The sequence below is a fragment of the Acinetobacter ursingii DSM 16037 = CIP 107286 genome (genome assembly GCF_000368825.1).
Lineage (GTDB): Bacteria > Pseudomonadota > Gammaproteobacteria > Pseudomonadales > Moraxellaceae > Acinetobacter > Acinetobacter ursingii.
The window spans coordinates 543,900-558,644 of sequence record NZ_KB849716.1; the positions used below are offsets into that span (position 1 = coordinate 543,900).

The 14,745-nt window shown below is 36.1% G+C and carries 13 protein-coding genes and 3 pseudogenes; 7 read left to right on the forward strand and 9 right to left on the reverse strand.

Annotated features, from left to right (window positions below):
* Positions 1 to 66 precede the first annotated feature (66 nt).
* The 5 genes and pseudogenes from F944_RS16730 to F944_RS07230 form a co-directional block, all read left to right on the forward strand.
* Positions 67 to 493, forward strand: a pseudogene (locus F944_RS16730) (transposase); the annotation flags it as partial.
* Positions 494 to 618: 125 nt separating this feature from the next.
* Positions 619 to 825 (forward strand): annotated as a pseudogene (locus tag F944_RS16735) (transposase); the annotation flags it as partial.
* Between the two features lie 63 nt (positions 826 to 888).
* Positions 889 to 1,908 (forward strand): IS21-like element ISAba8 family transposase, encoded by a 1,020-nt coding sequence (istA, locus tag F944_RS07220; protein WP_004988759.1) that lies wholly within the window; start codon positions 889 to 891, stop codon positions 1,906 to 1,908.
* Complete coding sequence (gene istB, locus F944_RS07225) at positions 1,908 to 2,681, forward strand: IS21-like element ISAba8 family helper ATPase IstB (protein WP_001053379.1); 774 nt, start codon at positions 1,908 to 1,910, stop codon at positions 2,679 to 2,681. Before istA ends, istB begins: the two co-directional genes overlap by 1 nt.
* Before the next feature lie 73 nt (positions 2,682 to 2,754).
* Positions 2,755 to 3,510 (forward strand): annotated as a pseudogene (locus F944_RS07230) (IS5 family transposase); the annotation flags it as partial.
* A 169-nt stretch (positions 3,511 to 3,679) separates the two neighbouring features.
* On the opposite strand, the gene F944_RS07235 reads toward F944_RS07230, so the two are convergent.
* The 9 genes from F944_RS07235 to tviB all read right to left on the reverse strand — a co-directional run bounded on the left by F944_RS07235 (position 3,680) and on the right by tviB (position 12,976).
* On the reverse strand, positions 3,680 to 4,606 hold the full coding sequence (locus F944_RS07235) for a glycosyltransferase family 2 protein (protein ID WP_004988761.1): 927 nt from the start codon (positions 4,604 to 4,606) through the stop codon (positions 3,680 to 3,682).
* Between the two features lie 97 nt (positions 4,607 to 4,703).
* Positions 4,704 to 5,702: a hypothetical protein gene (locus F944_RS07240; protein ID WP_004988762.1), complete on the reverse strand. Its 999-nt coding sequence runs from the start codon at positions 5,700 to 5,702 to the stop codon at positions 4,704 to 4,706.
* Position 5,703: 1 nt separating this feature from the next.
* Positions 5,704 to 6,849, reverse strand: a complete 1,146-nt coding sequence (gene glf / locus F944_RS07245; RefSeq protein WP_004988763.1) for a UDP-galactopyranose mutase — start codon at positions 6,847 to 6,849, stop codon at positions 5,704 to 5,706.
* 8 nt (positions 6,850 to 6,857) lie between these two features.
* Positions 6,858 to 8,150, reverse strand: coding sequence for an oligosaccharide flippase family protein (locus F944_RS07250; RefSeq protein WP_004988764.1), 1,293 nt, complete (start codon positions 8,148 to 8,150; stop codon positions 6,858 to 6,860).
* A gap of 6 nt (positions 8,151 to 8,156) precedes the next feature.
* A complete protein-coding gene (gene rfbC / locus F944_RS07255) occupies positions 8,157 to 8,720 on the reverse strand; it encodes a dTDP-4-dehydrorhamnose 3,5-epimerase (protein WP_004988766.1) in 564 nt (187 codons plus the stop codon).
* 67 nt (positions 8,721 to 8,787) lie between these two features.
* The gene (gene rfbA, locus F944_RS07260; RefSeq protein ID WP_004988767.1) at positions 8,788 to 9,681 is read right to left on the reverse strand and encodes a glucose-1-phosphate thymidylyltransferase RfbA; all 894 of its coding nucleotides are present in this window, start codon (positions 9,679 to 9,681) and stop codon (positions 8,788 to 8,790) included.
* Between the two features lies 1 nt (position 9,682).
* A complete protein-coding gene (rfbD, locus tag F944_RS07265) occupies positions 9,683 to 10,588 on the reverse strand; it encodes a dTDP-4-dehydrorhamnose reductase (protein WP_004988768.1) in 906 nt (301 codons plus the stop codon).
* A gap of 18 nt (positions 10,589 to 10,606) precedes the next feature.
* Positions 10,607 to 11,677 (reverse strand): dTDP-glucose 4,6-dehydratase, encoded by a 1,071-nt coding sequence (gene rfbB, locus F944_RS07270; protein ID WP_004988769.1) that lies wholly within the window; start codon positions 11,675 to 11,677, stop codon positions 10,607 to 10,609.
* Positions 11,678 to 11,698: 21 nt separating this feature from the next.
* Positions 11,699 to 12,976, reverse strand: a complete 1,278-nt coding sequence (tviB, locus tag F944_RS07275; RefSeq protein WP_004988771.1) for a Vi polysaccharide biosynthesis UDP-N-acetylglucosamine C-6 dehydrogenase TviB — start codon at positions 12,974 to 12,976, stop codon at positions 11,699 to 11,701.
* A 208-nt stretch (positions 12,977 to 13,184) separates the two neighbouring features.
* Here tviB and F944_RS07280 point away from each other — a divergent pair, with 208 nt between their 5' ends.
* Positions 13,185 to 14,288, forward strand: a complete 1,104-nt coding sequence (locus F944_RS07280) for a polysaccharide biosynthesis/export family protein (RefSeq protein WP_026039965.1) — start codon at positions 13,185 to 13,187, stop codon at positions 14,286 to 14,288.
* Between the two features lie 12 nt (positions 14,289 to 14,300).
* A complete protein-coding gene (locus F944_RS07285; protein ID WP_004988779.1) occupies positions 14,301 to 14,729 on the forward strand; it encodes a low molecular weight protein-tyrosine-phosphatase in 429 nt (142 codons plus the stop codon).
* The last annotated feature ends 16 nt before the right edge of the window (positions 14,730 to 14,745 follow it).

Sequence of the window (14,745 nt, forward strand, 5' to 3'; positions counted from 1 at the left end):
CCATAAAATACTCCATATATTGATGTTTATAACATCATTTGGGGAGCAAAATATCACTTATAAGTGTTGTTCAAATTTCCTGATCCACCTCTAATCTACCGTACAACCAATTGTTCCTCATATAATCAAGCGAGTAAATATTTCAATCTGGTTTGATTCTGAAACTCAATAATATGCACTATCACAAGGTAGGCACGGACGAAATCAAGCTTAATCTGATACAGTCACGTAATGCTGTTTAATAATTAAATCTATATTTCGTCTTTCTTTAAATATGAACATGGAATTTGTTTAAAGTCTTATTAAACTGTGTGCGCTAGATTGGACGATGATAAATTATTCAAATATTTTCAGAAGACAAAAGTATATTGATATTGCGATAAGCTATCAGAAAAGTTGTGATGGGTTACACCTACTCATCGACTCTACAGGGTTAAAATTTTTAGGTGAAGGCGAATGGAAGCGTAAGAAACATCAGCCTGATTATTCTTGCTAATGGCGCAAACTTCATTGGACTGCCACCACTCTCCTAGACAAATATCGTCTATTCTTTTTGCATAGGAGGGCTTTGTTGCACAAACCTACCAATAAAGTCATATTCGGCAATATAATTCACAAATGAATAAGCCCATATCTAAAATCTATCGTACAACCAATTGGTCATCCTACAATCGCGCTTTGATCAATCGTGGTCATCTAACAATTTGGTTCGATCCCAAGACTCAATGGTATGCGCAACCGCAAGGCAGGCATGGTCGAAATCAAACTTATTCCGATACAGCCATCCAATGCTGTTTAATTGTTAGCGGCAGTGTAAAAATGACCCCCTAATGGCATTTAAAAACAGACCCCCTTGGTTAATATAGCGGTCATTTTGGACTGCTCAACATGTTAACTTTGGAGCAAGCAGTGACAATCCAAATACTTCATCAGCAAGGTAAATCTATTAAAGCCATTACTCGTGAACTGGGGGTGTCCAGAAATACTGTGCGTAAATATTTACGGCAAAACACCACACCTCAGTATCAGCGTATACAGCCTAGAATAAGTATCCTTGACCCATATAAACCCTATTTACTCCAACGTGTAAACGCAGCTCATCCTGAATGGATTCCTGCTGTTGTGCTCTACCAGGAAATTTTAAGGTTGGGATATCCAGGAAAGATCAGGATCTTGAGGGAATATCTTGCAACATTAAAACCAGTTGCCAAACCGGAACCGATCATTCGTTTTGAAACCCAACCTGGTCAACAAATGCAGGTGGATTTCACCACGATTCGACGCAACAACACGACTTTGAAAGCCTTTGTCGCAACATTAGGCTATTCCAGAGCGACTTTCGTGAAATTTTATGATCATGAACGTACCAGTGCATGGATCGATGGTCTAGAAAATGCATTTCAGTTCTTTGCAGGAGTACCTCAGGAAATCCTGTTTGATAACGCTAAAACGATCATGATTGAACGGGATGCCTATCAGGAGGGGCAGCATAAATGGAATCCCAAACTGCTCGACTGCGCCAAGAAATACAGCTTTCGTCCTCGCGTATGTAAGCCCTACCGTGCACAGACCAAAGGCAAAGTTGAACGCTTTAATGGATACCTCAAATCAAGCTTTATTGTGCCATTGAAAGCAAGCCTGAAGACTTCGGGTTTACTGTTAGATGTTGATGTCGCCAATGCCCATATTGGCCGGTGGCTGCATGAAACCGCCAATCAGCGGATTCATGCCACCACGCAAGAAAAACCGGCTGTTCGACTGCAACAGGAGCAGCAAAAATTTACGCCATTACCGCAATCAGATACAGGTTCTAGCACTGTACCTGTTGCAGCAGCTCAGCATGTCATGCCCTACGAGAGTTTGCAGCATCCCTTATCTGTATATGACCAGTTGCTGGGAGTTTCCTGATGAATCTGCAATACGACCGTATAGAGCAGCTTTGCCAAAAGCTCAATCTGCCTGCCATCGCATCACAATGGTCACATCATGCACAACAAACATTAGGTCAGGATGGAAGTTATGCCGACTTTGTTGAAGCGATCTTGACGCATGAATATGCTGCCAGGCAACAGCGCAGTCAGCAGGTACTGATGAAACTCTCAGGCCTGCCTCAAGTCAAAACCCTGGAAGACTATGATTTTAATTATGCCCTAGGGGCCCCTAAATCACAGGTGATTGAACTGTTCAATCTGAGCTTTATTGCTAGAGCAGAAAATGTGGTGTTTCTGGGGGCTAGCGGAGTAGGAAAAACGCATTTATCTATGGCATTAGGCTATAAGGCCATCATGAACAACATTAAGATCAAGTTCATTACCGCAGCGGATTTAATGCTGCAACTGAGTACAGCCTATCAGCAAGGTAAACTGAAAACCTATATGCAACGTGCGGTACTGGGACCAAAGTTACTGATTATCGATGAAATTGGTTATTTACCGTTTGGACGTGAAGAAGCGAATCTGTTCTTTAATGTGATTGCCAAGCGTTATGAAAAAGGCAGTACGATATTGACGAGTAACTTACCCTTTAGCCAGTGGTCCAAATCCTTTGCAGATGATGTCACGTTGACCGCTGCGATGTTAGATCGGTTATTGCATCACTGTCATGTGGTACAAATATCGGGTGAGAGTTATCGTTTGAAGGATAAAAAAAGAATAGGGATTCAGCCCCAGGTTGAAACTTAATACGAGATCAAAGGGGTCAATTTTACTTTGCCATTTGTAAGGTAAAAGGGGTCAATTTTAGAATGCCGTTGACATAATGATTAAATCCTTATTTCGTCTGTCTTTACGCATGGTGACTGGCTTTGTCCAAAGTCTGATTAAGCTTTGCGGATTAGATTGGACAGCACCAGATTACTCCACCCTCTGTAGACGACAAAAGCATATTGATATTGCAATTGGCTATCAAAAAAGTCGTGATGGGTTACACCTACTCGTTCACTCTACGGGGTTAAAATGTTTAGGTGAAGGTGAATGGAAATATAAAAAACATGGACCTGAATATCGTCGCCAATGGCGTAAGCTTCATATTGCTATAGATGCTGAGACTCTTCAAATACGTGCTGTACAACTCACCACAAATAATGTCAGTGATTCACAGGTACTCAAAGATTTACTTGATCAAATTTCTTTAGATGAACCAATCGATTCTATCTATACAGATGGTGCTTATGACACGAAACGATGCCGTCAGGTCATTGCAGATCGTCAAGCACATGCAGTGATTCCACCCAGAAAAAATGCAAAGCCCTGGAAAGATATAAAAGTTCATTCACGAGAACGAAATGAACCACTTCGAACGGTTAAACGTTTGGGCAGGACACTATGGAAAAAATGGTCAGGTTATCATCGGCGAAGCTTGGTTGAAACCAAGATGCATTGCATCAAATTATTAGGAGATAAACTTTACTCAAGGAATTTTGACAGCCAAGTAAATGAGATTCATGCACGCGTAGCCGTATTAAATAAATTCACAGAATTAGGTAGACCTCATACCCAAGTGGTCACTTGAATTTGAGTAACTTAGGAAAGCTCTTTCTTTAAAATCTTTATGCAACAAAGCCACAACAAAGTCTAAATATTTTAAGAATCTAATTTCAAAAATTATGGTCAGAATAGAGTTTACTAAAAGCAAAGATAGTATTCTGTAATAACTAGAACTTAGACAAGTAGTAAGTTTTTCAGATAAACATAAATTTCAGATATTTAAATGCTCTAGAAAATTGAAACCTCTTCATTCTATTAAAACAAACTAGAAATATAGACAATTTAACAAAAATTAGTTTATTAGGATAAAATTTTCTAGTAATCAGAATTCTATTTCTTACAGAGTAATAATCTGCAATCAAGCTTTTACCTTTATTTGTTGAAGCACCGTGGGCATGAAAAACTACACTTTTAGATGCTATACCAATTAAAAAACCTTTACTTTTGGCTCTGTTACAATAATCAATTTCCTCATAATATAAAAAATAATCTTCACATAATAGACCAACAGTTTCCAAACAATCACGAGATATAAGTAGTGATGCACCAATTACGTAGTCAATTTTTTCTTCAAATTTTTTTTCATCAATAGCATCATTAATATTGAGATCACTACCAATTTCTTTTGTAGTACAAAGCCAAGAGTTAATTATACCACCTACACCCTGTACATTACTTTTATTTTCCAACTGTACTAATCTTGAACCTACAACTCCATAATTATTATTTTCTAAGAACTTATGAAGCATAAATTTTAAGCTATTAGTTTGAACAATTGTATCATTATTTAAAATCCAAACATACGACATACTTTCAAATTTTAAAGCAAATTTGATACCGATATTATTTCCACCAGCATATCCATAGTTTCCTTCATTTCTAATCAAGTATAAGTTATGATCAATATTATAAGATACTGCTTCTTTCTCACCTATCTCAATAAATTCATTTTCATAATTGAGTATGAAGTACTCAAGAATTGAATCATAAGATTTTTTATGAGAATTATTATCAACAACAATCACTCTACAATTAGAAAAATTGTCGAGATTACGCAAGCTTTCTACACATTTTATAGTTTCTCTTTCAGAATTCCAATTTAACACTATAATATAATTCACAAAAAACTCACAAAAATTAATAATTAAGATTAGTTATGTGACTATAAAATATATAGTCACATACATTTAAATTTCAAGAAACCTCAATAAGGTTTATTCAAAAAACCTCTTTTACTTCTTTATTAAACCTAGCTTCCGCATTCCTAATATCGACTTCGTAAGTGTTAAAATCTTTTATCTTGATTTGATAGTTGTTCAAACAATCATGTATAACCTTAACTATATCCTCTATATTCTCATCTTTACTTTCAAAATGATAATAATCCATAATAGGCATGTCTTGCTTATATTTTGCGGCACCATCCTTACCAATAATTAAACAACACTTTGCTAAACAAGCCTCTCTAGGCATACGCTCTCTACCTGGATGAAAACCAAAATCAATGTATATTTTTGCTGAATTCATTAATTTTTTGACTTCTACTTGAGTCATATTTTGAATAGGCACCCACTCAAGCTCAGAAGTTTTAGATCTGATTTTATTTAAAAAATCACCATTTTTGGCTGGATTATAAATAATTAAGTCTTGCTTTTTATCTAATTCCTCATCAGAAAAATTATCAGTTAAATAATTAAAATTTAAATAATCAGAGATAACACTTGTATGATTCAATTTATTATCAATTAAAAACTTTTGCGTATAGTATGAATTAGGAATATGAATTATTTCCTTCATTTCTTTTATCTGATCAAAAGATGGGAATTTCTTATCACCTCTTAAAATCTTTTTTAATATATGATTTTTATTATGACTTTGCATATTTTTAAAAAAGAAATCAACACTTAACCACCATATACTTTTACTAGTTTTGTCAATTTTTTTTTCATTCAAAATTTGACAAGCGGCTTCAGGTATAATTACTAAATTACTGGGATCATTTTTAATTTCTGAAATATCAGTAATATATGGTATATCATATATTTTATAATTCTGATGTCTTGGAGTTATCTTATCTTTTTTAGCACCATAGTAAAACATCATAACTTTTCTTTTTAAATTTAGTAGGGCATGTGCTAATTGATGTAATGCTTCTGGGCCTCCTGAAGCATATCCTGCAGGAGCACATATATATATTGTTTTAGAATCTTTAATCATTTTATACCTCACTATGATAAAAACTTTTTAATTGCTGTGAATTTTCAATATCACAACAAATTTGATTAGCCAATATAATTGCTTCTTTAATAGTGACATCCATATCCATATAGCGATACGTTCCAAGCCGCCCGGCAAAAGTCACATTTCTTTCTTTTCCAGCTAAAGCAATATATTTTTCTAATAAAAATTTGTCGTTTACTAATCGTATCGGATAGTAAGGAATATCATTTTCACCGCAAGCTCTACTAAATTCTTTAAAGTATATTGTGCTGTTATGCGTTTCCCATGGAGTAAAGTACTTATGTTCAGAAATACGCGTGTAAGGCACTGTTTCATCGCCATAATTCATTACAGCTGTGCCTTGAAAGTCACCTTCTGTAATATGCTTTTCAAAGTCAAGTGTACGATATCCTAATCGCCCTTCTGAATATTCAAACCACTGATCAAGTTGTCCAGTCCAAATCACATGGTCATACTGTTCAAGTAGTTTCTTATTAAAGCTTGTATTCAATTGAATCTCTATTTGCTCATGAGTAATAATAGACTCAATAATAGGTGTGTAACCATCTTTTGGAATACCCTGATACTTATGTGAAAAATAATTATCATCATAGTTAAAACGTACTGGTAAACGTTTTAAAATACTTGCTGGCAGCTCAGTTGGGTCGCAGCCCCATTGTTTCTTGGTATATCCTTTAAAGAATGCTTCATACAAATCTTTGCCTACAAATTTTAAAGCTTGCTGCTGAAAGTTTTGTGGCTCCTCAATCGATTGATCTGCAATACTTGAAATCCATTCTTTTGCTTGAGTCGGATTAAAACATTTTTTGTAAAACTGATTAATCGTATGTAAATTAATAGGCAAAGAATAGACTTGATTTTGATAAGTTGTTTTTACACGATTGATATATGGCATGAACGCACCATGTTTATTGATGTATTCCCATACCTCCTCATCACTAGTATGAAAGATATGCGGACCATACACATGCTCCATTACATTAGTTTGTTCATCCCGCTTAGTAAAGCAATTACCTGCAATATGCGAACGTTGATCAATTAGTTTAACATGATGTCCCGCTTCAGCGAGTTCTCGCCCAATAACCGCGCCAGTAAAACCTGCGCCTACAATTAAAAAATTCATATTTGATCCTAATGGGTTTTAATTGCATTAACTGCTTCTAAAAAAGCTTTTTTAGAAAACATCTCTAAATAAAATAGGTTATAACCTTTTAATCTAAGACAGTAGTATTGATATCCTGTTATCAATATCTCGCTAATGACCAATATAATAGCAGATGTCATTCCAGCGCCATACGGTAATATTAAAATTGTAAGTAAAACACTTAAAATAGCAACATATAGTTGATTTTTAAAGAATAAGTGATCCATCCCCAAGTTAACCATCAACAACACGCCAAAGACAGTACTATAAAGAATTAAAATTAAAGTAAAGCTAAGTATCCATAAAATTGGAATTGCATCAAGAAATTGTGACCCGAATAGAAGATGAAGCATAAACGGCCCCACTATAATCGCTCCAATAAACAAAAGAATCGCCATAAAATTAAAAATTGGCATCAATTTTTTGACAAAAAGAATTCCCTCATCAACATTCTCAGATATTTTTTGCGAGACAATTGGATAGATAAGCTGTGTTATTGGCATAATTGCAAATACTTTCGCGATATCAATCAATTTCATCGCAGAACTATAGAGCCCAACATCCCGATTACTACAATAAATTCCAAGTAATAGCGTACTAGTGGATGTATAAAAACTGATTACAACTGAAGAGAAAAACAACATTTTCCCTTCTTTCAAAAAACTAATAACTTCTTTTAATCTAACTTTTAAAATTTTAATTTCGTATTTTTTTACACATATAAAAAATAGGATAATATTCGTAAAAAAGATAACACCATATAAAATTATAGCATAAAGAAGATAATCTTCTTTCTCTTTTATGAAAAGTATAATACATACAACACTTATAATCTTAAGTAATACATTAACAATCGCAACTAATTTCAAATCTTGCTTATATTGAAAAATCCAATTTTTATCAAAAAAAGCACCTAGTACTGCTATATACGAAATACATGTTAAAAACCAGTTATACTTAAGATCTGGTATAAATAATAGTGCAATTAGTAAGAAAGGTAATGTTAGGACGAGTAAAAGAAGTTGGCTCTTAAAAACCAAGCTAAATGTGAGACTCAAGTCATTAAGTTGATTTTGCTTTCGGATAGCTGTTAATGAAAAAGAATAATTCACCAATAAAATAAGATAAGATATATACGAAAATATATAGCTTATCAGTCCAATTTTTTCTACACCTAATGCTCTAGAAACCAAAGGAATTGTAATAATAGGTAAGGCATAGTTTAATATTTGAACTACACCTAAATAAGAAAAATTTTTCAGAATTTTATTTGTTTTCATAGAAGATTAAAACAACGCAGCATCTGTTAATCTACTTGCATTTTCATCTTTCTCAGTTAGCTTTAATGACGTTCCTTCTTCAACAGGCCAATCAATCGCAAGATCTGGATCATTCCATACAATACTTCTTTCACACTCTTTAGAGTAATAATCTGTGGTTTTATATAAAAACTGAGTATTATCTTCGAGTGCAATAAAGCCATGTGCAAAACCAGCAGGAATCCAAAACTGTTTGTGATTATCGCCTGTAAGCTCAAGCCCTACCCATTCACCAAATGTTGGGGAGTTTTCACGGATATCTACTGCCACATCCCACGCTCGGCCCTGTACTACACGCACTAGCTTCCCTTGCGCATGCGGATTAAGCTGATAATGCAAACCGCGCAATACGCCTTTTTGTGAAAACGAGTGATTATCTTGTACAAATTGTGGCACATCTAAATCACGCTCAGTAAGCGCCTGCTCAAAGTTTTTTTGGTTAAAACTTTCCATAAACCAGCCACGGTCATCACCAAATACACGCGGCTCTAAAATGAGTAAACCATTGATTTTAGTTTCAATAATATTCATTACGACAATATCCAGTGTAGTCTATATGCAAGGCATCATGTTGATTTAGATAATGACTTGATTACATTTATTTTGAATGTTCTTGATGCAATTTTAACAAGTACTGACCATATCCAGTTTTCTTAAAAAATTCACCACGTGCTTTAAGTTGGTTTAAATCGATCCAGCCATTGTTAAAAGAAATCTCTTCTAAACTGGCAACTTTTAAACCCTGACGATGCTCAATGGTTTGTACAAACTGACTCGCTTCAATCAGTGAATCATGTGTACCTGTATCTAGCCATGCAAAACCTCGGCCAAGTACTTCTACATTTAGTGCTTGTTGCTGTAAATAAATATTATTTACGTCGGTAATTTCAAGCTCCCCGCGATGTGATGGTTTAATATTTTTGGCAATCTCAACCACCGAATTGTCGTAAAAATACAAACCCGTCACTGCATAATTCGATTTTGGCTGCTCTGGTTTTTCTTCAATACTTAAAGCTTTACCCGATGCATCAAAGTCGACTACACCAAAACGCTCAGGATCATTCACATAGTAGCCGAATACTGTAGCGCCCTGATCTTGGACTGCTGCACGTTTGAGTTGTTCGCTGAAATGTTGACCATAGAAAATATTATCACCCAATATCAGTGTGACATTATCCTGACCAATAAATTCTTCACCCAAAATAAATGCCTGGGCAAGTCCGTCTGGTGATGGTTGTACTTTATAAGACAACTTAATTCCGAGTTCTTGGCCTGTACCCAATAATTTCTCAAAGTTTGGCAAATCTTCTGGTGTCGAAATAATTAAGATTTCATTAATCCCTGCCAACATCAAAACAGACAATGGATAATAAATCATTGGTTTATCATAAATAGGGAGTAATTGTTTCGATGTACCCATCGTGATTGGATACAAGCGTGTTCCAGAACCACCCGCTAAAATAATACCTTTACGATTTTTTTGTACTGTCATATTAAATCATCTCTGCAATCGCATGTTCTACACCCTGTTGCCACTCTGGTAAGTGGATGTAAAAAGTCTGTTGTAATTTTTGGGTATTTAATCTGGAGTTAAGTGGACGCTTGGCAGGCGTCGGATAAGCAGTTGTCGGAATTGCTTCTACCTGCTTAATCTGTAGCTCAATACCCTTTTGACGTGCTTTTTCAAAAATAAATTGTGCATAGTCATACCATGAGGTTTCACCTTGTGGAGCAAGATGATAATGCCCATGTAAATCATGGTGTTGATCTGGATTAAAATCATAATATCGTATGACTTGAGCTGTGACATCCGCAATCAAAGCTGCACCTGTCGGTACACCAATTTGATCCGCAATAATATTCAGTTCATCTTTACTTTTTGCGAGTTTCAACATGGTTTTAATAAAATTATTGCCATGCGTACCATAAACCCAACTGGTTCTAAAGTTAATAAATTTAGCCTTGCTTTGCTCTAGTGCAATTTCACCTGCTAGTTTGGTATGTCCATAAGCATTTTGAGGAGCTTTCTCATCAGTTTCTTGCCATGCAATTTGTCCCTGACCATCAAACACATAATCAGTTGAATAATGTATCAACAATGCATTCATTATTTTACATTGTTCGGCCAAATGCTTTACCGCCAAATGATTAATTAAATCTGCCTGTTCAAGATCAGTTTCAGCTTGATCCACCGCAGTATATGCGGTTGCATTCACTACAATATTCGGACGAAATTGTGTAATGACTCGAGCGATGGCATCAAAGTTTACGATATCACCACAATACTGAGTTTTCGCATCTTGATAGCGATCTAGAGCCAATACTTCACCTAAGGGTTGTAATGCTCTCTGCAACTCCCAACCGACCTGCCCATTTTTACCTAAGATTAACAGCTTCATCTCTATTCACTCACTGTTTTAGGCATTGGCATACTGTTGTTCAACCCAGTTCTGGTATTCGCCACTTTGTACATTCCGCACCCAATCCTGATGATCTAAATACCACTGTACTGTCTTTCGCAGACCTGTTTTAAATGTCTCTTCAGGTACCCAATTTAAATCTTGTTTAATTTTAGTGGCATCAATCGCATAGCGTAGATCATGACCTGGCCGATCTGTAACATAAGTAATCAGATCTTGATACTGTGCTATACCTTCTGGCTTGTTAGGTACAAGTTCTTCTAAAAGTTCACAAATCGCTTTGACTACATCAATATTTTTCTGCTCATTATGACCACCAATATTGTATGTTTCGCCTACTTTAGCTTCAGTAACAACTTTATAAAGTGCACGTGCATGATCTTCAACATATAACCAGTCCCGAATTTGTGCACCATTCCCATAGACTGGTAATGGCTTACCAGCAAGCGCATTTAAAATGACCAGTGGAATCAGTTTTTCTGGGAAATGATAAGGTCCATAATTATTAGAACAATTGGTTAATACAACAGGCAAACCATAAGTACGATACCAAGCACGGACGAGATGATCCGAACTAGCTTTACTTGCAGAATAAGGTGAACTTGGGGCATAAGGCGTGGTTTCCAGGAATAAATCCTCTGTACCCTCTAAATCACCATAGACTTCATCAGTAGAAATATGATGAAAACGAAATGCTGATTTTTTATCTTCTGCTAGGGTATTCCAATAATATCGTGCTGCTTCCAGTAACTGATAGGTACCGATGATATTCGTTTCTATAAAATCAGCTGGACCTGAAATTGAACGATCCACATGTGACTCCGCAGCCAAATGCATAACGGCATCGGGTTGGAAATCCAAAAAAAGTCGATCTAAAGCAGCACGATCACAAATATCGGTTTGGGAAAATTGATATCTTTCATTTTGATCAATTTCTTTTAAAGATTCTAAATTCCCTGCATAGGTTAATTTATCCACATTTAAAATTTCATCGTTTGTATTATTTATAATATAGCGCACCACCGCAGAACCAATAAAACCTGCACCACCCGTAATTAATATTTTCATCTTTTAAATATCACTTCTAAATTACAAACGAATATCGCTATGCGCTTTATCGAGAACATATTTTAAATCATATAAAACATGTTTTTCTTTGCCTAATTGTTTAAATTGATCAATTGTCATACTTTTAAACTGGTCATGTGCCACCGCAAGCACGATGGCATCATACTGCCCTTGATGTAATTCTTTAATAGGTGCTAGGCCATATTCATGTTGGACTTCTGTATCATCCACCCAAGGATCATAAATATCTAAATCAAGATCATATTCTTTCAGAGCTTTGACCATATCTACAATTTTGGTATTACGGATATCAGGACAATTTTCTTTAAAACTCAGTCCCATGATGAGGATTTTTGAACCCACCACTTGTATCCGTTGTTTGACCATTTCTTTAATCAATTGGGTCGCCACATATTCGCCCATTCGATCATTTAAACGTCGAGCGGCGAGTATAATTTCTGGATGTAAACCGATCGATTGTGCTTTATGGGTTAAATAATAAGGATCGACACCAATACAATGCCCACCGACTAAGCCAGGACGGAACGGTAAAAAGTTCCACTTAGTGCCCGCCGCTTTCAGCACTTCTTCAGTATCAATGTCGAGTTTATTAAAAATTAATGCCAATTCATTAATCAACGCAATATTCACATCACGCTGAGTATTTTCAATGACCTTTGCTGCTTCAGCGACCTTAATACTTGGTGCTTTATACGTGCCTGCATCTATGATCAACTGATAAACTTGATCAATATAATCAGCGACTTCAGGCGTAGAACCCGAGGTTATTTTTAAAATATTGGTCACACGTCGTTGTTTATCACCTGGATTAATACGTTCAGGACTATAACCCACAAAAAAATCCTGATTAAATTTTAAGCCTGAAACCTTTTCTAAAACTGGAATACAAACCTCTTCAGTGGCTCCTGGATAGACTGTGGATTCATAGACTACGATGTCGCCTTTTTTTAGGACTTGACCAATGGTTTCAGAAGATTTGATCAATGGGGTTAAATCAGGTTGTTTAAAATCATCAATCGGTGTTGGAACAGTCACAATAAAGAAATTGGATTGCTTTAATGCAGTAAAATCATGGGTATAACGCAAATTGACTGCTTGTTTTAATTCTTCTGCCGAAGTTTCTAGCGTATGATCATGCCCAGCAAGCAGTTCAGCAATACGTTGTTGATTAATATCAAAACCAATGGTGGGTTTTTGCTTGCCAAACTCAACGGCTAGTGGCAGCCCAACATAACCTAGTCCAATAATTGCAATACTGAGCTGTTCAAGCTGAAACATAAGAAACCTGATAATGACGAAGCAATCTGCGAAGTATATTACGAAAGTAGATCTTTACATGTTACAAAATATAGCAGATCTTACATGACGGATGTTTGAATTATACAATTTAACATTTAAAAACCTACATCTTATTTTCATTATGGTCTACAATTCTGACAGAATTTTGATTCAAAGTTACAACGAATTACAAACAAAGGGTTTTGCTGTGAAGTTGAGAAGCACCTCATTTTTATTATCTATCTGTATTTTAAGCCTTTCAGGATGTGCTGTTACTTCCGGATTACAGACCTACGATTTACCAGAACAAGGTCATTTTAGAACAGACCAAGGCGCAGATGTGTCTGTCGTTCAACTTAATCAGGCGAATCTTCCTGCATTACAAACCGCAGCGAATGTGACCTCCTCTGATTTAGCATCATTATTTCGTTCGCAGCATACCTTATACCGCTTAAGTGCAGGTGATGTACTGTCGATACAGCTTTGGGCTTATCCAGAACTAACTCCTCCTCTTCAACAAGATTCTGCCAATATCAAAGCTTCAGGCTATCCGATTGATAGCGATGGCAATATCTATTTACCACTTGTCGGTAAAATTCACGCTGCTGGCAAAACCGTGTCTGAACTGAATCGAAACCTTCGAGCTCAATTTGCGCATTATTTAAAAACCCCTGATGTTGTGGTTCGGGTGCTTTCTTACGAAGGGAATCGTTATTTTGTCAATGGTCAGGTGATGAAAAGTGGTCAATACACTTTAAATGACCAACCGATTAGTATTTATACCGCACTGGGTATGGCGGGTGGTGTCAATACCGAAACTGGTGATAATACCTCGATTCAACTGATTCGTAATGGTAAAACGTTTGATCTAAACGCGGTGAGTCTAGAAAAACAGGGCTATTCCCTACACAAACTCCTCATCCAGCCCAATGATACGATTTATGTCAACACCAAACAAAACCAGAAACTCTATGTGATGGGTGAATCGAGTAAAAGTCAGGCGCTGTCTTTACGTGATCAAGGCATGACTTTAAGTGATGTATTGGGTGAAAGTGAAGGGATCAATCCATATTCAGCCAGCGCAGCGCGAATTTATGTGATGCGTACTAATTTACAAACGCGTACCTCAACCATTTATCATTTGGATCTCAGCAGTATTGGAAACCTAGCGTTGGCCAATCAATTTCAAATGCAAAAAAATGATATTGTTTATATCGATGCAACAGGTTTAACTCGCTGGCAGCGTATTATGAACCAGATTGTACCGTTCTCTAGCGCACTTTATACATTTGACCAATTGGGTAAAAACTAAGCGAATAAACGAATGCAAATACAAAATATTTTGGTGGTTTGTGTTGGAAATATCTGCCGTAGCCCAATGGCTGAGTATTTATTAAAACAAACGTATCCACATCTCAACATCGAGTCAGCAGGGATCTCTGGCTTGATTGGCGAAGTCGCAGATGCCAAGGCTATTCAGTGCATGGATGTAATCAACATTGATATGCGTCCACATGTTGCACGTAAACTAAATAGTGATTTAATCAAAAAAGCTGATTTAATTTTAGTGATGAGCTTAAATCAACAAAAACATCTAGAACAGACTTGGCCTTTTGCCAAAGGTAAAGTGTTTCGACTTGGACATTGGCAACATAAAAATGTGCCTGATCCCTATCAACACGATCAGGCGTTTTTTGATGAAACCTGCCGTAATATTCAGGCTTACGTGTCTGACTGGAAATCACATATTTAATTTTTAAGTAGTTGCA

Bases quoted from the DNA above. Each gene is read 5' to 3' on its own strand.
- istA (WP_004988759.1), top strand. From the start codon at position 889: ATGTTAACTTTGGAGCAAGCAGTGACAATCCAAATACTTCATCAGCAA.
- istB (WP_001053379.1), top strand. From the start codon at position 1,908: ATGAATCTGCAATACGACCGTATAGAGCAGCTTTGCCAAAAGCTCAAT.
- F944_RS07240 (WP_004988762.1), bottom strand. From the start codon at position 5,702: ATGATTAAAGATTCTAAAACAATATATATATGTGCTCCTGCAGGATAT.
- glf (WP_004988763.1), bottom strand. From the start codon at position 6,849: ATGAATTTTTTAATTGTAGGCGCAGGTTTTACTGGCGCGGTTATTGGG.
- F944_RS07250 (WP_004988764.1), bottom strand. From the start codon at position 8,150: ATGAAAACAAATAAAATTCTGAAAAATTTTTCTTATTTAGGTGTAGTT.
- rfbC (WP_004988766.1), bottom strand. From the start codon at position 8,720: ATGAATATTATTGAAACTAAAATCAATGGTTTACTCATTTTAGAGCCG.
- rfbA (WP_004988767.1), bottom strand. From the start codon at position 9,681: ATGACAGTACAAAAAAATCGTAAAGGTATTATTTTAGCGGGTGGTTCT.
- rfbD (WP_004988768.1), bottom strand. From the start codon at position 10,588: ATGAAGCTGTTAATCTTAGGTAAAAATGGGCAGGTCGGTTGGGAGTTG.
- rfbB (WP_004988769.1), bottom strand. From the start codon at position 11,677: ATGAAAATATTAATTACGGGTGGTGCAGGTTTTATTGGTTCTGCGGTG.
- tviB (WP_004988771.1), bottom strand. From the start codon at position 12,976: ATGTTTCAGCTTGAACAGCTCAGTATTGCAATTATTGGACTAGGTTAT.
- F944_RS07285 (WP_004988779.1), top strand. From the start codon at position 14,301: ATGCAAATACAAAATATTTTGGTGGTTTGTGTTGGAAATATCTGCCGT.